The organism is Desulforhabdus sp. TSK (genome assembly GCF_022836495.1).
GTDB lineage: Bacteria > Desulfobacterota > Syntrophobacteria > Syntrophobacterales > Syntrophobacteraceae > Desulforhabdus.
On the sequence record NZ_BQXM01000006.1, the window covers coordinates 136,421 to 154,550 of the forward strand.

Annotated in this window: 15 protein-coding genes; 10 read left to right on the plus strand and 5 right to left on the minus strand. The window is 56.1% G+C overall.

Annotated elements, in window-relative coordinates; all coding sequences use genetic code 11:
• Window positions 1–167 precede the first annotated feature (167 nt).
• Window positions 168–1,064: a thiamine pyrophosphate-dependent enzyme gene (locus MWC30_RS05705; RefSeq protein ID WP_244083193.1), complete on the minus strand. Its 897-nt coding sequence runs from the start codon at window positions 1,062–1,064 to the stop codon at window positions 168–170.
• A gap of 34 nt (window positions 1,065–1,098) precedes the next feature.
• Window positions 1,099–2,307 (minus strand): transketolase C-terminal domain-containing protein, encoded by a 1,209-nt coding sequence (locus MWC30_RS05710; RefSeq protein ID WP_244083194.1) that lies wholly within the window; start codon window positions 2,305–2,307, stop codon window positions 1,099–1,101.
• A 328-nt stretch (window positions 2,308–2,635) separates the two neighbouring features.
• Here MWC30_RS05710 and pilB point away from each other — a divergent pair, with 328 nt between their 5' ends.
• From pilB to lspA, 7 genes are all read left to right on the plus strand, one after another.
• Window positions 2,636–4,333, plus strand: coding sequence for a type IV-A pilus assembly ATPase PilB (gene pilB / locus MWC30_RS05715; RefSeq protein ID WP_368860806.1), 1,698 nt, complete (start codon window positions 2,636–2,638; stop codon window positions 4,331–4,333).
• Window positions 4,334–4,346: 13 nt separating this feature from the next.
• Complete coding sequence (locus tag MWC30_RS05720; protein WP_244083196.1) at window positions 4,347–5,564, plus strand: type II secretion system F family protein; 1,218 nt, start codon at window positions 4,347–4,349, stop codon at window positions 5,562–5,564.
• Window positions 5,565–5,571: 7 nt separating this feature from the next.
• Window positions 5,572–7,293, plus strand: coding sequence for a nitrogen regulation protein NR(II) (locus MWC30_RS05725; protein WP_244083197.1), 1,722 nt, complete (start codon window positions 5,572–5,574; stop codon window positions 7,291–7,293).
• A 130-nt stretch (window positions 7,294–7,423) separates the two neighbouring features.
• Complete coding sequence (groES, locus tag MWC30_RS05730; protein ID WP_244083198.1) at window positions 7,424–7,714, plus strand: co-chaperone GroES; 291 nt, start codon at window positions 7,424–7,426, stop codon at window positions 7,712–7,714.
• Between the two features lie 67 nt (window positions 7,715–7,781).
• Window positions 7,782–9,410 carry a chaperonin GroEL gene (gene groL / locus MWC30_RS05735; RefSeq protein WP_244083199.1) on the plus strand — a complete coding sequence of 543 codons (1,629 nt, stop codon included), beginning with the start codon at window positions 7,782–7,784 and terminating at the stop codon, window positions 9,408–9,410.
• A gap of 529 nt (window positions 9,411–9,939) precedes the next feature.
• Window positions 9,940–12,729 carry an isoleucine--tRNA ligase gene (ileS, locus tag MWC30_RS05740; RefSeq protein ID WP_244083200.1) on the plus strand — a complete coding sequence of 930 codons (2,790 nt, stop codon included), beginning with the start codon at window positions 9,940–9,942 and terminating at the stop codon, window positions 12,727–12,729.
• Between the two features lie 129 nt (window positions 12,730–12,858).
• On the plus strand, window positions 12,859–13,320 hold the full coding sequence (lspA, locus tag MWC30_RS05745) for a signal peptidase II (RefSeq protein WP_244083201.1): 462 nt from the start codon (window positions 12,859–12,861) through the stop codon (window positions 13,318–13,320).
• 25 nt (window positions 13,321–13,345) lie between these two features.
• Here lspA and MWC30_RS05750 read toward each other — a convergent pair whose 3' ends face one another.
• The 3 genes from MWC30_RS05750 to MWC30_RS05755 all read right to left on the minus strand — a co-directional run bounded on the left by MWC30_RS05750 (window position 13,346) and on the right by MWC30_RS05755 (window position 14,756).
• Window positions 13,346–13,672, minus strand: coding sequence for a type II toxin-antitoxin system PemK/MazF family toxin (locus MWC30_RS05750; RefSeq protein WP_244083202.1), 327 nt, complete (start codon window positions 13,670–13,672; stop codon window positions 13,346–13,348).
• The gene (locus tag MWC30_RS22885) at window positions 13,669–13,887 is read right to left on the minus strand and encodes an antitoxin MazE family protein (protein ID WP_368860807.1); all 219 of its coding nucleotides are present in this window, start codon (window positions 13,885–13,887) and stop codon (window positions 13,669–13,671) included. The genes MWC30_RS05750 and MWC30_RS22885 overlap by 4 nt, the downstream gene beginning before the upstream one ends.
• 146 nt (window positions 13,888–14,033) lie before the next feature.
• Window positions 14,034–14,756, minus strand: coding sequence for a hypothetical protein (locus tag MWC30_RS05755; RefSeq protein WP_244083203.1), 723 nt, complete (start codon window positions 14,754–14,756; stop codon window positions 14,034–14,036).
• A 1,567-nt stretch (window positions 14,757–16,323) separates the two neighbouring features.
• On the opposite strand from MWC30_RS05755, the gene MWC30_RS22650 reads away from it, so the two are divergent.
• The 3 genes from MWC30_RS22650 to MWC30_RS05770 all read left to right on the plus strand — a co-directional run.
• On the plus strand, window positions 16,324–16,794 hold the full coding sequence (locus tag MWC30_RS22650) for a pilin (RefSeq protein ID WP_269467777.1): 471 nt from the start codon (window positions 16,324–16,326) through the stop codon (window positions 16,792–16,794).
• Between the two features lie 661 nt (window positions 16,795–17,455).
• Window positions 17,456–17,785, plus strand: a complete 330-nt coding sequence (locus MWC30_RS05765; protein WP_244083204.1) for a hypothetical protein — start codon at window positions 17,456–17,458, stop codon at window positions 17,783–17,785.
• Between the two features lie 132 nt (window positions 17,786–17,917).
• On the plus strand, window positions 17,918–18,130 hold a 213-nt coding region (locus MWC30_RS05770), incomplete at its 3' end, for a hypothetical protein (protein ID WP_244083205.1).

Consider the following 18,130-nt stretch of genomic DNA (forward strand, 5'->3'; position numbering starts at 1 on the left):
GCCGCGACTCTCTTGGGAAGCAGCTGTTTTTGTCGCGGCTGGAAGCCGCTCCTACAAGGTCATCAAAAAGTCATGCTCTCATCCGTGCAGAGTAAAAAAAGAGGGGGCTGGAAGATGTTTCTTCCAGCCCCCTCCTTACTAACAACGGGGTCAATGCACTGCGGCGTTTAGAGCCCCGCGCGCTTCAGAAGCTCTTCCCAGCGCTGGTCGGTCTGGCGCTGAAAGTCTTCCATTTGCTCCGGGCTCATTTTCTTGAAACGGCTCTGGAGCTTCAAATATTCGTCCACCGGGCGCTTGCGCCCGCTGCGCGCCATGCTGAGGCTCTTTCCCGTCAGGCGAAATTCTCCGTGCTCGACTTCATACAGCACGACAATCCCTGCTTCCACCGCCACACGTCCCACTTTGACCGTATCCTTGGTGGCATATCCCCAGCCGGGGGGGCAGGGAACGGCCAGGTGGACGAAGCGGGTTCCTTTGATTTCTTTGGCCTTGAGGAACTTGTTGTAAAGGTCCCCGGGGTAGGAAGAGCAAGTTGTGGCGAGATAAGCCGGATGATGCGCCTCCATGATCTGGATGAAGTCCTTCTTCGGCTGTTCCTTGGGAATGACTGGCGTGGTGGTGGTGACGGCCCCTGTGGGGGTTGCGCTGGAACGTTGCACGCCGGTGTTCATGTAGGCTTCGTTGTCGTAACAGACATAGATGAAATCCGTTTCGCGCTCGGCGGCGCCGCTGAGAGCCTGGATTCCCATGTCGAAGGTGCCCCCGTCACCGGCCATGGCCAGGACGGTGAAATCCTGACCCGTGGCCTTGAGCCCGGCCACCAGGCCCGAAGCGGATGCTGCCGTGCTGGCGAAGGTGTTGTTGACGGCGTTGATGGCGATGGGAGTCTTGGGATACATGCCGTGCAGAATCGTCAGGCAGCACGCCGGATGCGTCATGATGGTGCGGGGCCCTAATGCCTTGAGGATATAACGATAGGCGATGGGCAGGCCGCAGCCGGCGCAGGTGCGGGTTCCGGGGTGGATATATTCACGTTCGGGAAGATCCATGATAGTGGTTGACATGACCTGACTTCTTTCCTTTCTTGCGCTGTTCTCATTAAACTTCATATCCTACCCAGAGCGGGTGCTCCTGCCGGCTTCCACTGGCTGCGTCCTGAATAGTTTTTTGAGCGATTTCAAACAAATCTGCAGGTTTTACGTCTTTGCCTCCGAGCCCGACGATGTAGTTGGACAGCATGGGACGGTGGCCGTTGCTGCTGAAGAGGGCCGCTTTGAGCTCCGTGGCCAGGGCTCCTTCATAGCCGTAGCTGATGGCTTTCTCCACAACGGCGATGCTCTTCGCCGCTTCCACGGCCTGGGCCAGGGGGCCGGCGGGGAACGGCCGGTAAATGCGCACACCGATGACTCCCGCCTTGATCCCTTCCTTGCGGAGAAGATCCACCGCCTCGCAGGCCTCACTGCTGAGAGAGCCCATGGTCAGGAACAGGAAGTCGGCATCTTCGCTCTTGTAGCGATAGAGGCAGTCCTCATAGGAGCGGCCGCATAATTCCGCGTAAGATTTGGCGGCCTCTGCAATGACGGGCCACGAGGATTCGAAGCTTTCCTGGAGGCGATGCCTGAATCCCATGTAGCCGGGGCATTTGACGCCCTCTCCATTGGGAACGGGGTCCGTCATGACCACGGGATTGATATTGACGGGTGCTTCGGCATCAAGCCGGTAGGCCGGTTGATAGGGGGGGAGGAACGCGTCCACTTCTTCCTGGGAAGGAATCTCCACGGGCATCATGGTGTGGGAGAGACGAAAGCCGTCGAAGCAGACCATGACGGGAATCAAAAGCTGTTCCGCGATCTTGTAGGCCAGAATGACCTGATCCAGCACTTCCTGGTTGTTCATGCAGTAGAGCTGCATCCAGCCGGTATCGCGCTGCGCGATGGTGTCCTGCATATCATTGAGAATGGTCCAGGGAGCTCCCAGCCCCCGGTTGGTGACGGGCATCACGATGGGGAGCCGGGCACCCGCCGCCCAGTGAAGCTGCTCGTGCATGTAGGCCAGCCCGTTGGCGGCCGTGGCGGTGAAGACTCTTGCTCCTACGATGGAGGCGGAAATACACACTCCCAGGGCGGAATGTTCACTTTCCACGCGAACAAATTCGGCTTTGAGCTCACCTCGCTCCACATATTCTGAAAGCACTTCGGGGATTTTCGATTGGGGAGTGATGGGGTAGGCTGCAACAACCTGAACACGGCACAACTTGGCCGCAAGTGCTGCCGCTTGGGTTCCCGTTAGAATGAGTGTCTGTCCCACAATGATGACTTCCTTTCTGAGATTTCAATATAATCGGTAAATTATCCATTTCCAGAGTCGGTCTTGTCTGAGCCTTTCCAGTAACCCGTTATTCCCATAACGACGGATATGCAAGAAGTCAAACAAAAAGAACAGCGAGCGTTTGAATCGCTTTTCACTGTCCATTCTCTACGAGGCTGTCGGTGGAAGGAGGCGAGGATTTCCTCTATCCCCATGAGATCGTTTCAAGCGAATGGGGACTTTCTCCGATATATACGCTGCACGTCCAAGCGCAAATCTCTTCCCGACGCAATGGAACGCGTGGTTTTCTGAGAGAGAAAGGTGAAGGGTGGTGACCAAAAAACTGGGGGAACTTCTGGTCCAGGCAGGGCTGATCAATCGGGAGCAGCTCAAAAAAGCACTGGACGACCAGCAGCACAGCGGGGAGCGCATCGGGGCGATCCTGGTCAAATTGGGCGCCATCAGTGAAGACGTGCTGGCGGAGTTCATTGCCAGGCAGTTTCGCGCCCCCGAGGTCAATCTCTCCAGGCTGACCATTCCCCAGGATGTCATTGCGCTGCTTCCCTCCGACATCGCGGCGAAATACCAGGTTGTCCCGTTCGGACTCATGGGCAACACCCTGAACATCGCCATGGCGGATCCAGGGAATCTTTTCGTCATCGATGACCTGAGGTTCCTGACCCGTAGAAACATTGCCGTCCACGTGGCCACCGAGAGTGTCATCAAGAAGATGCTCGGCCGCCACAGCGAGAACGAAGAAAGACTCGACGACGTTCTGGGGCTGCTCAAGGAAGACTCCGATGTATCCGTTGTGGAAGCGGCCAACGACCTGGATCTGAACTTCCTGGAAGGTGCGGCGGAACAGGCGCCTGTCGTCAAACTCGTGAACTATATCCTCCTGGATGCCATCCGCAAACAGGCCAGCGACATCCATATCGAGCCCTACGAAAAGGCCATGCGCGTGCGATTTCGCATCGACGGCGTGCTCTATGAAATGATGCGCCCCCCCGTTCCTTACAAGAATGCCATCATTTCCCGCATCAAGGTCATGAGCCGCCTGGACATAGCCGAGCGGCGCATCCCTCAGGACGGCCGCATCAAGCTCAAGGCGAAAAACCGGGAGATGGATTTTCGAGTATCCGTGATCCCCACGCTGTTCGGCGAAAAAGTTGTGCTCCGCCTTCTCGACAAATCCGGGCTTCAGCTGGATATGACCAAGCTGGGATTCGAGGAGCGACAGTACAGGGAGTTCCAGGAAGCGATCTACCGTCCCTACGGCATGGTGCTGGTGACCGGTCCGACGGGGAGCGGCAAAACGACGACCCTCTACAGCGCCCTTTCGGACTTGAACCAGCTGAGCTGCAACATTTCGACGGCGGAAGATCCCATAGAATACAACCTCTACGGCATCAACCAGGTCCAGATCCATGATGCCATTGGGCTTTCATTTGCGGCTGCCCTCCGATCCTTCCTGCGCCAGGACCCCGATATCATCATGGTGGGGGAGATCAGGGACTTCGAAACCGCCGAGATTTCCATGAAAGCGGCCCTGACGGGTCACCTTGTCCTCAGTACGCTCCACACCAATGACGCTCCCAGCTCCATCAACCGGCTCCTCAACATGGGGGTCGAATCCTTCCTCGTGGCTTCCGCGCTCAATCTCGTGCTCGCCCAGCGCCTGGTGCGCAGAATTTGCACGGAATGCTCCACGGAGGTGGACGTTCCCCAGGAGCTGCTCCTGGAACTGGGGGTGCACGAGGAAGAGCTGGGCACTTTCCAGTGCTACCGGGGCAAGGGATGTGCTGTTTGCAGCAACACCGGCTACCGGGGGCGCATGGCTCTCTATGAGGTCATGACGCTGCACGACTCCATCCGTGAACTGGTGCTTCATGGAGCCGGTGCATCGGAGATCAAGAAGGAAGCGATGCGGCTGGGCATGACGAGCCTCAGACGCAGCGGCATCAATAAACTGATGCAGGGGGTGACTTCCGTGGAGGAGGTCTTCCGCTGTTCGGCAAAGGATTGAAGAGGAGCAGAATATGCCCGTTTATCTCTGGAAAGGAACCGATCGCAAAGGAAAGCCGCAGAAGGGGGACATCGAAGCGGACAACGCTGCCGTGGCCCGTCAACTGCTCCTACGCAGAGGCATCACCGTCAAGAGCTTCAAGGAAAAGCCCAAGGATCTCTCCGATTACGTTCCCGCGCTGCAGCAGAAGGTGAAAGAGCGGGAGCTGGTGATTTTTGTCCGGCAGTTCGCCACCATGATCGATGCCGGCCTTCCCCTGGTGCAATGCCTCGAGATCTTGCATGAGCAGCAGGAAAACACGACTTTCCGAAGGATTCTGCGGGCCATCAAGAAGGATGTGGAGGAAGGCTCCACCCTTTCCGAAGCCCTCAAAAAGCACCCCAAGGTCTTCGACATCCTTTTTGTAAACCTGGTCACCGCCGGCGAAATGGGCGGTATTCTGGACGTGATTTTAAACCGGCTGGCGGCGTACATCGAGAAAATTTCCAATTTGAAGAAGAAGGTCAAAGGCGCCATGACTTATCCCGGCATCGTCGTCACAGTGGCGGTCGTCGTCGTGGCGGTCATCCTCATCTATGTCATTCCCATTTTTGCCGGTCTGTTTCGGGACGCCGGTTCGACGCTCCCGCCTCTGACCCTTTTTGTCATCAGCATCAGCGAGTTTGCCCAAAGCTATTTCCATTGGATCCTCCTGGGCCTGATCCTTCTCGTCATCGCCATCGGGCGCATCCGGAAAACGGAGAAGGGCCGGGATGCCACCGATCGGCTCCTCCTGCGCCTGCCCGTTTTCGGGATCCTTCTCCGTAAAGTGGCCGTGGCCCGATTTTCCAGGACCCTGGGAACCATGCTTTCCAGTGGGGTGCCCATACTGGACGGGCTCGACATCGTAGCGGCCTCTGCCGGAAACACCGTCATCGAGAAAGCCCTGCGGGAAGTGCGGGCCGGCATCGCCGAAGGCCTCCCCATTGCCGATCCTCTGCAGGAGACGAAGGTCTTCCCACCCATGGTGACGCATATGATCGCCGTGGGGGAAGCTACGGGTGCCCTGGATAAAATGTTGAGTAAAATCGCCGATTTCTATGATGACGAAGTGGATGTTGCGGTCGATGCCCTGACATCGCTCCTGGAGCCCCTGCTCATCGTCTTCCTGGGGGTGACCGTTGGAGGTTTGCTGGTGGCCATGTATCTCCCCATCTTTCAGTTGGCGGACGTGGTCTCTCGTGGAGCCTGAGGCGGTTTTGCCGGCAGCACTTCCGGGAGATAACGCTCCCGACGCGCGTACGCTGCGGCGCAGGCTCCAGGGGCTGCTTTTTTTCCGTCTCCTTCTGGCTGTCCTGTTCCTGATTCTGACGCTCATCGCCCAGATCGGCAGGGAAGAGGGGTTCCTGTCCGTCAGGCTTCAGCCCCTCTATTACTTTTCCTGCACCCTTTTTCTCTTCACACTCCTGGCTGCCCTGGGACTGGACCGCGTCCGCTGCCTGCGGCGCTATGCCCAGTGGCAGCTCCTTTTCGACGTGGGGGCCGTAACGGTCCTGATCTATCTTTCCGGCGGGCTGGAGAGCTTTTTTTCCTTCCTTTACATGCCGGTCATCATCAGTTCCGCCTTGCTCCTGGACGGTCGCGGAAGCGTGCTCATCGCCTCGGTTTGCAGTCTTGCCTATGGACTCCTCATGGACCTGCAGTATTTCGGTTGGGTCGCTCCCCTCCAGATCATCGGTGGCACGGTGCAGTTGAAGGACAGCAGCGTCTATTTCCACACCATCTTGATGAATATCGCCGGCTTCTACCTGGTGGCCTACTTGAGCGGTTACCTGGCCAGGGAGCTCCACAAGTCCAGCCTGCAGGTGCGGGAGCAGAAAAAGGATTTCCACGAGCTCGAGATCCTGCACCGCAACATTGTTCACAGTATGGGGAGCGGGCTCCTCACGACGGCCACCGATGGCTCCATCGTCTTTTCCAACCATGCGGCCCGGCGCATCCTGGGCCTTCCGTCCGACCGCCTGGAGGGGCAGTCTTTCTCAAGGATCTTCACTGAACTGGACCCGTCGAGCTGGCTGGTGAAACGTCCCCTGTCCGGGACCTCCCCCGGTGATTTGGACCGCCGCGAGGTGCTGTACAAAAAGCCAACGGGCGAGGAGCTATGCCTGGGATACACGGTTTCCGTCCTGCAGAGAGAGGAAGGGGACGCGTCAGGATGGGTCTTCATCTTCCAGGATTTGACGCAATTGAAAGCGATGGCGGAGCATGTGCAGCGCATGGAACGACTGGCGTTTGCGGGGCGCATCGCCTCGGAAATCGCTCATGAAATCAAAAATCCCCTGGCCGCCATGAGCGGGGCGGTGCAGATGCTTCAATCCGAGGCCGTGGCGGACCCTCTGCAATCGCGGCTCATGAACATCGTCGCACGGGAAATCGACCGCATCGACAGCCTGGTCAGGGACTTCCTGTGGCTTTCCCGGGGGGCCCACCAGCCGGAGAGCCTGGAAAACGTATCCCTGTGCCGTATTGTGGAAGAAATGCTCTCCCTGATGGAATCCCGCGAAAAGATCACCCCTGTGCATCGCATCCAGACTTTCATGGAAGGGAATCCCGTCTGCCTCTTGGATGTGCACCACGTGCGCCAGATCCTTTGGAACCTTATTGTCAATGCACTGGAAGCCATGCCCGAGGGGGGAGAGCTCACCCTGACCGTGAGCAGCGGCGGCCAGGGGAATGGAGAACGGGCGGAAGCCCGCGTGGACATTCGGGACACGGGGTGCGGCATTCCCCCGGAGATCCGCGATCGAGTGTTCGAGCCCTTCTTTACCACCAAGGAGAAAGGGACCGGGCTGGGCCTCGGCATCGTCTACCAGCTGGTGGAAAGGGCCGGGGGGCGCATCGAAATCACCCACCATGAACTTTCAGGGACCACCTTTTCACTTTTTTTCCCCTCAAATGTTTCTTTGCCTCTTGCCAACTGATCCGGAAGAGATTATAAGCACTCATTGAAAGCGAGTGCTAATAGGTTCTTCAAATCCTCACCAGGATCGGTGACCTTAGTGGTTCGAAATGGATCCAAACCCAACAAAAAACTTGAAAGGAGTCAATGCAATGAAGCTTAGACCGCTCAATGATCGTGTTGTTGTCAAACGTCTGGAAGAAGAAACCAAGACTGCGGGAGGCATCATCATTCCCGATACGGCCAAGGAAAAACCCATCCAGGGTGAAGTGCTGGCCGTGGGCAACGGCAAAGTGATGGAAGACGGCTCCCGCCGCGCTTTGGATGTCAAGGCCGGTGACACGGTGCTTTTCGGCAAGTACGCCGGAACCGACATCAAGGTGGAAGGCGAAGAGCTTCTGATCATGCGGGAAGACGATATTCTGGCCATCATTGAAAAATAGTCTCAATTTCTGATCGCCCATCCATCCCGAATGATGGGAGCGCATCTTTTTGAAGGAGGAATATTTCATGGCGAAACAACTGATCTACGATGTAAAAGCGAGAGAAGCACTGCTCAAGGGCGTCAACACGCTTGCCGATGCCGTCAAGGTAACCCTCGGTCCCAAGGGCCGTAACGTTGTCATCGAAAAGGCCTTCGGCGGCCCCAACGTCACCAAGGACGGCGTGACCGTGGCCAAGGAAATCGAACTGGAAGACAAGTTCGAGAACATGGGCGCCCAGATGGTCAAGGAAGTGGCGAGCAAGACCAGTGACGTCGCCGGCGACGGTACCACCACCGCCACGATTCTCGCCCAGTCCATCTACTATGAAGGCTCCAAGCTGGTGGCAGCCGGCGCCAACCCCATGGCCCTCAAGCGCGGCATCGAAAAAACGGTCCAGACCGTCATCGATGAGCTGAGGAAAATCAGCAAGCCCACCAAGGATCAGAAGGAAATCGCCCAGGTCGGCACCATTTCCGCCAACAACGATTCCACCATCGGCAACATCATTGCCGAAGCCATGAACAAGGTGGGAAAAGAAGGCGTTATCACCGTGGAAGAAGCCAAGGCCATGGAAACCACTCTGGAAGTGGTGGAAGGCATGCAGTTCGACCGCGGGTATATCTCTCCTTATTTCGTCACCGATCCCGAGAAGATGGAAGTCTTGCTGAGCGATCCCGTCATCCTCATCAACGAGAAGAAGATCAGCAATATGAAGGACCTTCTCCCCGTTCTGGAGCAGATTGCCAAGATGGGACGCCCCCTGCTCATCATCGCTGAAGACGTGGAAGGCGAAGCGCTGGCCACCCTCGTGGTCAACAAGCTGCGCGGCACGCTCCAGGTCTGCGCCGTGAAGGCTCCCGGTTTCGGTGATCGCCGCAAAGCCATGCTGGACGACATCGCCGTCCTGACGGGCGGCCAGGTCATCAGCGAAGAGAAGGGCATCAAGCTGGAAGCGGTTACCCTGAATGACCTCGGCAGGGCCAAGACCATCCGCATCGACAAGGACAACACCACCATCGTGGACGGCGCCGGCGATCGCAAGGCCCTGGAAGGCCGTGTCCGCCAGATCCGTGCCCAGATCGAAGAAACCACCAGCGACTACGACCGCGAAAAGCTGCAGGAACGCCTGGCGAAGCTCGTGGGCGGTGTTGCCGTGATCAGCGTGGGCGCTGCGACGGAAATGGAAATGAAAGAAAAGAAAGCCCGCGTGGAAGACGCTCTCAACGCGACACGTGCTGCCGTGGAAGAAGGCATCGTTCCCGGTGGTGGAGTGGCTTACCTGCGCTGCCTCGCCGCTTTGGAGAATCTGAAGCTGGAAGGCGATGAAAAGCTGGGACTCAATATCGTGAAGCGCGCCTTGGAAGAGCCTGCCCGCCAGATCGCCATCAACGCCGGCGAAGAAGGCTCCGTCATCGTGCAGAAAGTCAAGACCGGTGAAGGCGCCTTCGGCTACAACGCGGAAAACAATGAATTCTGCGACCTCATCGAAGCCGGTGTCATCGATCCCACGAAGGTGACCCGCACCGCGCTCCTGAACGCTGCCAGTGTTTCGGCCCTCATGCTCACCACCGAGTGCATGATCTCCGATATCCCCAAAGAGCACGAACCCATGCCCATGGGCGGCGGCATGCCTCCCGGAGGCGGAATGTACTAAGATCCGACGGCCTTTGAGCGGCGTACCGTGCCCACGGCGTCGCTCATCCGCCTTGCTTTCGAGCTCTCTCGTCCGGTGTCACCCAACGGCGGGAGAGCTTTTTTGTTTTCTTGGTACACGTCCACAGAATAAGATGTCCATTAGTCCGCTCGTCATGCCGGCAGTTTTTAAGCCGGCATCCAGTTTTTTCTGTGGATTCCGGCTAAAGGACTGCCGGAATGACAAATCGAGTGGTGGACACTCTAACGTATTGAGTTGTACTTAGGGTATTGACTTGTGGAAACGGTATGCTAGTAGAAGTCTGCTTCTGTATTCCACACGGTTGAGATCCTGACGGATTGATGACTTTGTAGGAGCGGCTTCCAGCCGCGACCCGTGACAAAAAACAGCTATGTCCCAATAGAGTCGCGGCTGGAAGCCGCTCCTACAGAAGTCAGGTGTTCAGCCGTTCACGGCAGTATATTTTCGGTTGATCGTGAACTGAACCTGAAGGGGCTTGCCGCCTTTTTTTATGTAAGGGGAATGAACCATGGACTATAAGAATACGCTCAATCTGCCTCAGACCGCCTTTCCCATGAAAGCGAATCTCTCCAAACGCGAACCCGAAATTCTGGCCAAATGGGAGGAAATGCGGCTCTACCACCAGCTGAGAGAGCAGAGCAAGGGACGCCCCACCTACATTCTCCATGACGGTCCCCCTTACGCCAACGGGCACATCCACCTGGGCACGGCCCTCAATAAAATTCTCAAGGACATGATCATCAAGTCCCGCCAGATGAGCGGCTTCGACGCTCCCTACGTTCCCGGGTGGGATTGCCACGGCCTGCCCATCGAGCACAATGTGGACAAGGAGCTGGGGCCGCGCAAAAAGACCATGACGAAGGTCGAAATCCGGCAGCACTGCCGCAGGTACGCCGAGCGCTTCATCGACATCCAGCGGCAGGAATTCAAGCGGCTGGGAGGCCTGGGGGAATGGGAAAACCCTTACCTTACCATGTCCTATGATTACGAAGCGGCCATTGCCCGGGAGCTGGGGCGTTTTTTTGACCGCGGAGGCGTCATTCGGAGCAAGAAGCCCATCTACTGGTGCTCCAGCTGCACGACGGCGCTGGCCGAAGCGGAGGTCGAATACCACGATCACTCCTCGCCTTCCATCTATGTGAAATTCCCTCTTTCGGCCGAAAGCGGTGCGGGATTCCCTGAATTGGCAGGAAAAGCGGTTTCCGTTCTCATTTGGACCACCACCCCCTGGACCCTGCCCGCCAACCTGGCGATTGCCCTCCATCCCGATTTCACGTATGCGGCGGTGGCTGCGCAGGGGGGTGAAATCTGGATCATGGCCGAGGGGCTGGTGGAAGGCTGCATGCAGAGCTTCGGCATCGCGGATTACCGGATCGTGCGCACCTTCCGGGCGTCCGACCTGGAGGGCCTCAAGTGCCGGCATCCCTTCCTGGATCGGGATTCGGTCCTCGTTCTGGGAGCCCATGTCACGTTGGAAGCCGGTACCGGCTGTGTTCACACCGCTCCGGGCCATGGGCGCGAAGATTACGATATGGCCCTGCAGTATGGGCTGGAGGTGCTCTCGCCCGTCGATGACCGAGGCCGCTTCACGGCGGAGGTGCCCCTTTTCGAAGGACAGTTCGTCTTCGATGCCAACGAGGCGGTCATTGCCACATTGAAGGAAGTGGGGAGGCTCGTGCTCCAGAAGGGGATCACCCACAGCTATCCCCACTGCTGGCGCTGCAAGAAGCCCGTTATTTTCCGCGCCACCGAACAGTGGTTCATTTCCATGGAAAAAAACGACCTGCGGCGAAAGGCCCTCGACTGGATCGACCGGGTCGAGTGGATCCCCGGGTGGGGGCGCGACCGCATCCATAACATGATCGCCAACCGCCCCGACTGGTGCATCTCGCGGCAGAGGTCCTGGGGAGTCCCCATCACGGTTTTCACCTGCGAGGAATGTGGGGAGTTGCTGGCTTCCCGGGAAGTCTTCGACCATGTGACGGCGCTCTTCGAAAAGGAAGGGGCTGACTGCTGGTTTGCGCGGCCCACGGAAGAGCTCCTGCCGCCGGGAGCCGCCTGCCCCGGGTGCGGGAAATCCCGCTTCAAGAAGGAGATGGACATCCTGGACGTCTGGTTCGATTCGGGCGCATCCTACGCCGCCGTGCTGGAAGGCCGTCCGTATCTCGATGCACCTGCGGACCTGTACCTGGAGGGGAGCGACCAGCATCGGGGCTGGTTCCATTCCTCCCTCCTGGAGGCGGTGGGTACCCGGGATGTGGCCCCCTACCGGAGTGTCCTCACCCACGGGTTCGTGGTGGACGGCCAGGGCTACAAAATGTCCAAGTCTCTCGGCAACGTCATCGCCCCTGAAGAAATCATTCGCCAGTACGGTGCGGAAATCCTGCGCCTGTGGGTCTCGGGGGAGGACTACCGGGACGACATTCGCATCTCCCAGGACATCCTCAAGCGTTTGAGTGAAGCCTATCGGCGCATCCGGAACACCTGCCGCTTCCTGCTGGGCAACCTCAATGACTTCGACCCGGCCCGGGACGCCGTTCCGTACGGTCAAATGGAGGAGCTGGACCGGTTTGCTCTCGGACAGCTGCAGGACCTGCTCCAGAGGGTCCGCACGGCTTACGAGAGGTTCGAGTTCCACCGCGTCTATCATGCCCTCCACAACTACTGCGTTGTGGATCTGAGCGCTCTGTACCTGGATATTTTGAAAGACCGCCTTTACACCACCGGCACGGCGAGCCCGGCGCGCCGGTCAGCCCAGACGGCCCTCCACGAGATTTTGACATCCCTGCTCAAACTGATGGCGCCCATCCTCTCGTTCACGGCGGATGAAGCCTGGACCTATCTGCCCCACCGGACGAGCGAGACCGTTCACCTGGAAAGCTTTCCCGAGGTAAATCCCGCATTCCAGGATGAGGCCCTGAACGCGCGCTGGCAGACGATCCTGTCTCTGCGAAGCGACGTGACGCGCACCCTGGAAGGCGCTCGCCAGGCCAAGACCATCGGCCATCCCCTGGATGCGTGGGTGAAGCTCGCTCTGCCCGAGGCCTTGCAGGAAGGTTTTGCCGGACAGGAAGAGCTCCTCCGGTCGATTTTCATTGTGTCCCAGGTCAGTTTTGTGACGGCGTCGGAGCTCCCTGCCCCCGTGAAGGGCGTGGAAACGGCTGGATTGCTGATTCAGGTAGAGCCCGCACTGGGCGAAAAATGCGAGCGCTGCTGGGTGCGGGATGAGAGCGTCGGCCGGTTCCTTGACCATCCCGTCATCTGCCACCGCTGCCACCCTGTCGTCGCCGGACAGTAAAAGCGGGACGCTGAGGACGCAGACGGAGCGCTGAGGACGCTGATTTTTTAAAATTCAAGAAAAGTTTTATCAGCGTTTGTCAGCGGAACATCAGCGTCCTCAGCGTACCCATTAAAAGGTCTTTCATTCATGACGTTCCTAACCCTGGTTGTCGCCCTTGTCGTCGCCCTGGACCAGGCGACCAAAGCCCTGGTCCTGGTCTATTTCCCCCTCCACACCGTCAAGGAAATCATCCCGGGATTCTTCAATCTCGTCCACGCCCGCAACACGGGGGCGGCTTTCAGCATCCTGGCGGGCGCTCCTTCCTTCTGGCGCCAAGCCTTCTTCGTGGCCGTCACTATCCTCATCGTGGTCATGATTCTCTTGGCCTATCGCAAGCTCAAGAGCGACGACGTATGGAACCGCTGGGGGTATGCGCTCATCGTGGGAGGGGCTTTGGGAAACCTGGTGGACCGCGTCCGCCTGGGATCGGTGGTGGATTTTCTGGACGTCTATGTCGGGGCGTACCACTGGCCCGCTTTCAATGTCGCCGACAGCGCCATCAGCGTGGGGGCCGTCATGCTGCTCATTTCGCTTATCAGGGGGAAGTGAATCGACTGCAGAATTTAATGTGCGGCTATGCAAGCCCCAAGAAAAGCATGAGAGAACGATTGAGGCGAACCATTGTTTCTCCGTCCAGCGTGCCGATTTGGGTGCGCACTTTATCGCGTCTCAGCGCCATGATCTTATCGACCATGATTTGGGAGGGAACCTGCAGTCCGTTTTGCTCCAATGGTTGAACAGTTATTCGAAAGAGAGGAGCATCCTGTAAGTCGCTCGTCATGAGACACACCACAAGACTTGAGTGTGTCTCATTGAAAAGATCCGATTGCACAATCACCACGGGGCGTGGCTTTCCATAATCACCTGCGGCGACAGCCAAAACGATATCCCCTCGTTTCATTGCCAACCATCCGTATCTGCGGCTGCTTCGATGAAATCAAGTGCCTCGTTTTCTGCGGCACTGCGACTCACCAGCAAGGACTGGCGTCGGGCTTCTTCGGCAAATCCGGGCAGCCTCGAATCCGGAACCCACACCAGCAGGGGACGTAACCCGGCGGCGCGAAGTCGGTTGCTGTGGTTCCGCATTTTTTCTCTGGATCGGACAACTTTTCCCATAACATGCCTCGCACGGTCATCTGATTTGTTATTATGAATAGCATCTTACCCGAAGAAAATCATGGTGATTTTCACCGCCATGGAGTAAAGGGGGTATTTGAAGTGCTCGTTCACAAATGGATCAAACAAGGTTTCCTTGCGAGCATCTACTTGTCTTTCTCTTTCTTGAGCTTCACCAGCGAATTCTGAGGCACGATCCGCTTCAGCTTCTTGTCCCAGGTCTCCTGCTGGATCACCATTCCATCGTTGAAAATTTCCGTGATGACCCCCCGCTTGTCTCCCGCCGGTGTTCCGACACAGACAATGTAGCCCTTTCCCGCAGCATCTTCAATGATGGCCTTGCGACCAAGGTCTCCCCAGGTAATGGCCTTGAGTCCCTTTTCTATTTCTGAAAGACTCATCTTCTGCAGGGGAGTGAGGGGCTTCTGCAGGACAGGGGGGAGAGATGGCTCGTCTTCCTCAGGAAGCGCGGCGGGCGAAGCCTCCACGGGAGCGATGAAGGAGACGAAGGGGTCCACCATATCTCTGGGCTCGTAGGTGAAATACTCCTGCCGGAGGGCTGCCGTGACCTGACCCCGCACGGAGTCGGAGTGCCTGGACCCATCGGGTACAACGATAGGTGGAGGGGGAGGGGGTGTCGGTTCGGTGGAAGCGCTGGATGGAACCGGAGGGGCTGCAGGAGCGACCTGCAACGTCTCTCCCGGATGGCCGACTCGTGCGATGGTCGTCTCGTTGAGCGCCTCTTTGGGTGCGTCTTTGGGTGCCTCGGCTGGACTGGCCGGGACCTGGGCGGTCGACGTCAAACTGAGCACGAGAAGGATCGCCACAAGGTAAAGGGACAGGCGCCGTCGGTTTGCTGAGAGTCGCATGGATAGAAATTCCTCCGTATCCTCGAGAGCTATTGTATGGTTGAAACTGAAGTGCCGCAAATTGTTCTGCAACGGGTTGAGATGGGCGATGTGGGTTGCAAGATTGCAGCCATTTTCGTATGAAAATGAGCCCGTTGCACCGATGGAATCCGGCCCCCGCAGACAGATTGTCGTCGCCCGGTCGGAGTGGCCTTTCAGCTGTTAGTAATGAGCTGTTAGCAAGAACGAATGCCTATACGCACCCCTTACCCGCATTTCTTTGTAGGAGCGGCATCCTGCCGCGACAAGGTGTACGGGTGCCGGTTTCTGTCACGACTGGAAGCCGTTCCTTTAGAAGCCGTTCTTATAGAAAAATGGCGGCGAGCTTGGGATCTTCAGCACAAAGCTCCTTTGCAGGGTTTAAGCTCCTAATACAGGGTGGCGCAACTTCCGGTCTATGGGAGAGTTCGATTCCCCTCTTTGAGAGGGGCAGGGCGCCGGTTGTCCGGGAATGACCGGCCGGTTCTGCGATTCCCCCCATAGAAGGGGGGCAGGGGGGTGTCACCGCCACCCCAAATCCCCCCTCAGTCCCACTTCAAACGAAGACGCCAAGACCTTCCAGACCCGGTGACACATTCTGCCCGCGTCGTGACATTTTTTGTCACAAAAAACATCCCGGATAGTTCTTTCGACCGCCCAAACTTCAAAAAGCCAACAGAACATGATGGATTCTTGACAGCATCCAGGGACACCGAGAAGCCCTCCCGTGCGGAGCCACCGAGCCACTGAACAGATTTGAGCCAATTCGATGGTGCTGGCTCACCCCCCGGAACGTCATTCAGGCGAACGCAGGAATCCAGGAAAATACAAACTTTCAAAAATAATTTGTGAGCGGGGTAGGGTAAATCAAAACATAACGACCAAACTGATGGGGACATCTCCGCCCTTTCGCAACCAATCGACACCCCCATCCATCCTACCGCCAAGCCGGAAGTCTCATCATCTATACTGCGAACGGGTTTAATCCTGGCATTTGTACGAGGGGCTTACAGTCGCGATTCTATTGGGAACCGGGTGGTGCACTCGCAGCTGGAAGCCGCTCCTGCGGGATCAGCAAGAAGTCAGTATCTCATCCGTTTGGAATATACAACGCCGCAGTACCTTCCCGGCACCAAGCATCGTGTCGTTCAGGAACGCCAGTCCGTCCATCCTACAATCCATGACCCGCTTCCAAGAATGCAGAGCCCTGCCGGGAGTCGGATTTTTGACACCCTCTCGCCGGAGTGCTAAGCGGCATAATCGTTGCTTTGAGAATGTATTTCAAAGAATGGAAGGATGATTACGGTCTTGGCGGAGATGAGCGCCCAATGATGCTGACTAAAGTTAAGGACGTAACTCCGGCAAAAGCCGGAACCTAGGCCAACCCAAACGCCTTGGACCCTGGTCTTCACCAGAGTGACGTTCAGTCCACAACATGGGGGTAGCATCTTGCTCAAATCATGCATGAAGGGAGGGCAAGGAAACAGAGAAAAGAGTTCAGACACAATCAAAATGCAGAGTCTCAATATTCTAAAAGGAGGAACAGGACATGTTAGTGAAAATGCGCGAAAGCAAAGGTTTTACCCTGGTGGAATTGATGATCGTCGTGGCCATCATCGGCATCCTGGCGGCGGTAGCCATACCTTACTATCAACGATATGTTACAAAAGCTAGGTTTACAGGTTTGGTGTTGCCTGCATCGCATATGGCCACAACGAATATTTCGAACTATTACGCCTTACAAAATACTATGCCACTGATAGGAGGTCAGGATACATTAAATATCTATACTTTAGATGCTGCTACACGCTTTGTGACTTTTTCTAAATCCAGTAATACTGCATTTCAAGTAACAGTAATGACAACGGCAAAAGATAAGAATGGTAAGCAACCTTTGCTTGCAATAGGAACTGGTAAGAAAGCAAATGTTTTCTATATGGTAGCTAATACACTAGCAAATGATAAGAAAACATTATATTGGCACTATCGTGGTACACTTGCACAAGAATTAGGTTTGTAACTTTTATTTATAGTTATGCTGATGTTTAATGTAGGGCGTCCAAATCGGCTTTCGGCCGTTGCCCGGTTTTTGGACCCGGCGAAACCTCCCAAGTCAAGCTCTGGCGGCCATTTTCCCGGAAAATCCGGGAGACCAAAAAACGGGTAAAGAATCTGGGCGATTCAGATCTTTTTTGGACGCCCTATGTTTAATGGGTTGTTGATAGGGAAGATTCAAAATATTCTATGAATCTTCCCATCATTAAATAATATAAATTTTTCCATTTGACGTGTTATTCTTTCGGATATTTGTTGTGCTAATAAAAATTTATTGATTCCCATATCATACGTTTGTAAGCATTTGTTATATTGATTTTGCTACCGGACACATTTTTCGCTGGACAGCCTCCTGTAAAATCAGTATCTTAGACTAAAACTCTTGAAATTGATGAGAGAAAGGAGTCTGTGATGTCTGATAGCAAAAAATGTTCACCGCTGTTCGCCGAGCATTGACTGTAATCTGCTCAGCCCAAGAGTCCGGTAATGGTGGCAGGATACTCAATCTCACAGCTGCTCTCGTTTGCGGCATCATACGAAATAAGGATTGCCATCTTTCCCACATTGCCGATGAAATGCCGGGCAACGCACTGCCTGCAAGCAACGAAAAACGGCTTCACCGTCTCATGAAAAACAAGAAATTCGATTTGGAAACTTACTTTCTGCCTTTCGCAAAAGCTCTCCTCTCATGCCTGTCCAGGGAGACCCTGGTGTTGGCCATGGATGGGAGCACGGTTGGCCGGGGTTGTATGGCACTTGTGGTTTCCGTAGTCTACAAACAACGAGCATTGCCAATTGCCTGGCTGGTGGTCAAAGGGAAAAAAGGGCACCTTCCCGAAGCGGAACACATCAAAATCCTCCAGCAGGTGCACCCTCTAATTCCAAAAGGCGCCAAAGTCGTTCTCGTGGGCGATGGTGAGTTTGACGGGGCGCATTCCCTGTTTTTTAAGGGCTGAGGGTTGAAGAAGTGGCCGCTGCTTTTCGTACGATCGACGAGCAACGGCTACCAACTGTAAAATAGTGCAGGACAGAACCGAAAATTTAGAATAAATAAACATGGGAACAACCATTCTGCAAAGGAGGTCGGTATGGCAGCTCAGGTTCTTCCCATGTTCGATGCCCGTCTGGAGGAGCAGGAGGATTGGACAGCTCGGTGCGTTGCACTCTTGAGCAAGCAGCTCGAAGAAATTCTCAAAGGACTCTCCATGTACAAGATCTTGGACATCTCTTCGGCCATCTTCAGCCGTAAGGCTGACATTCTTGGTCAAATGCTGCTGGCTCTCATCCAGAAGTGCCACGGT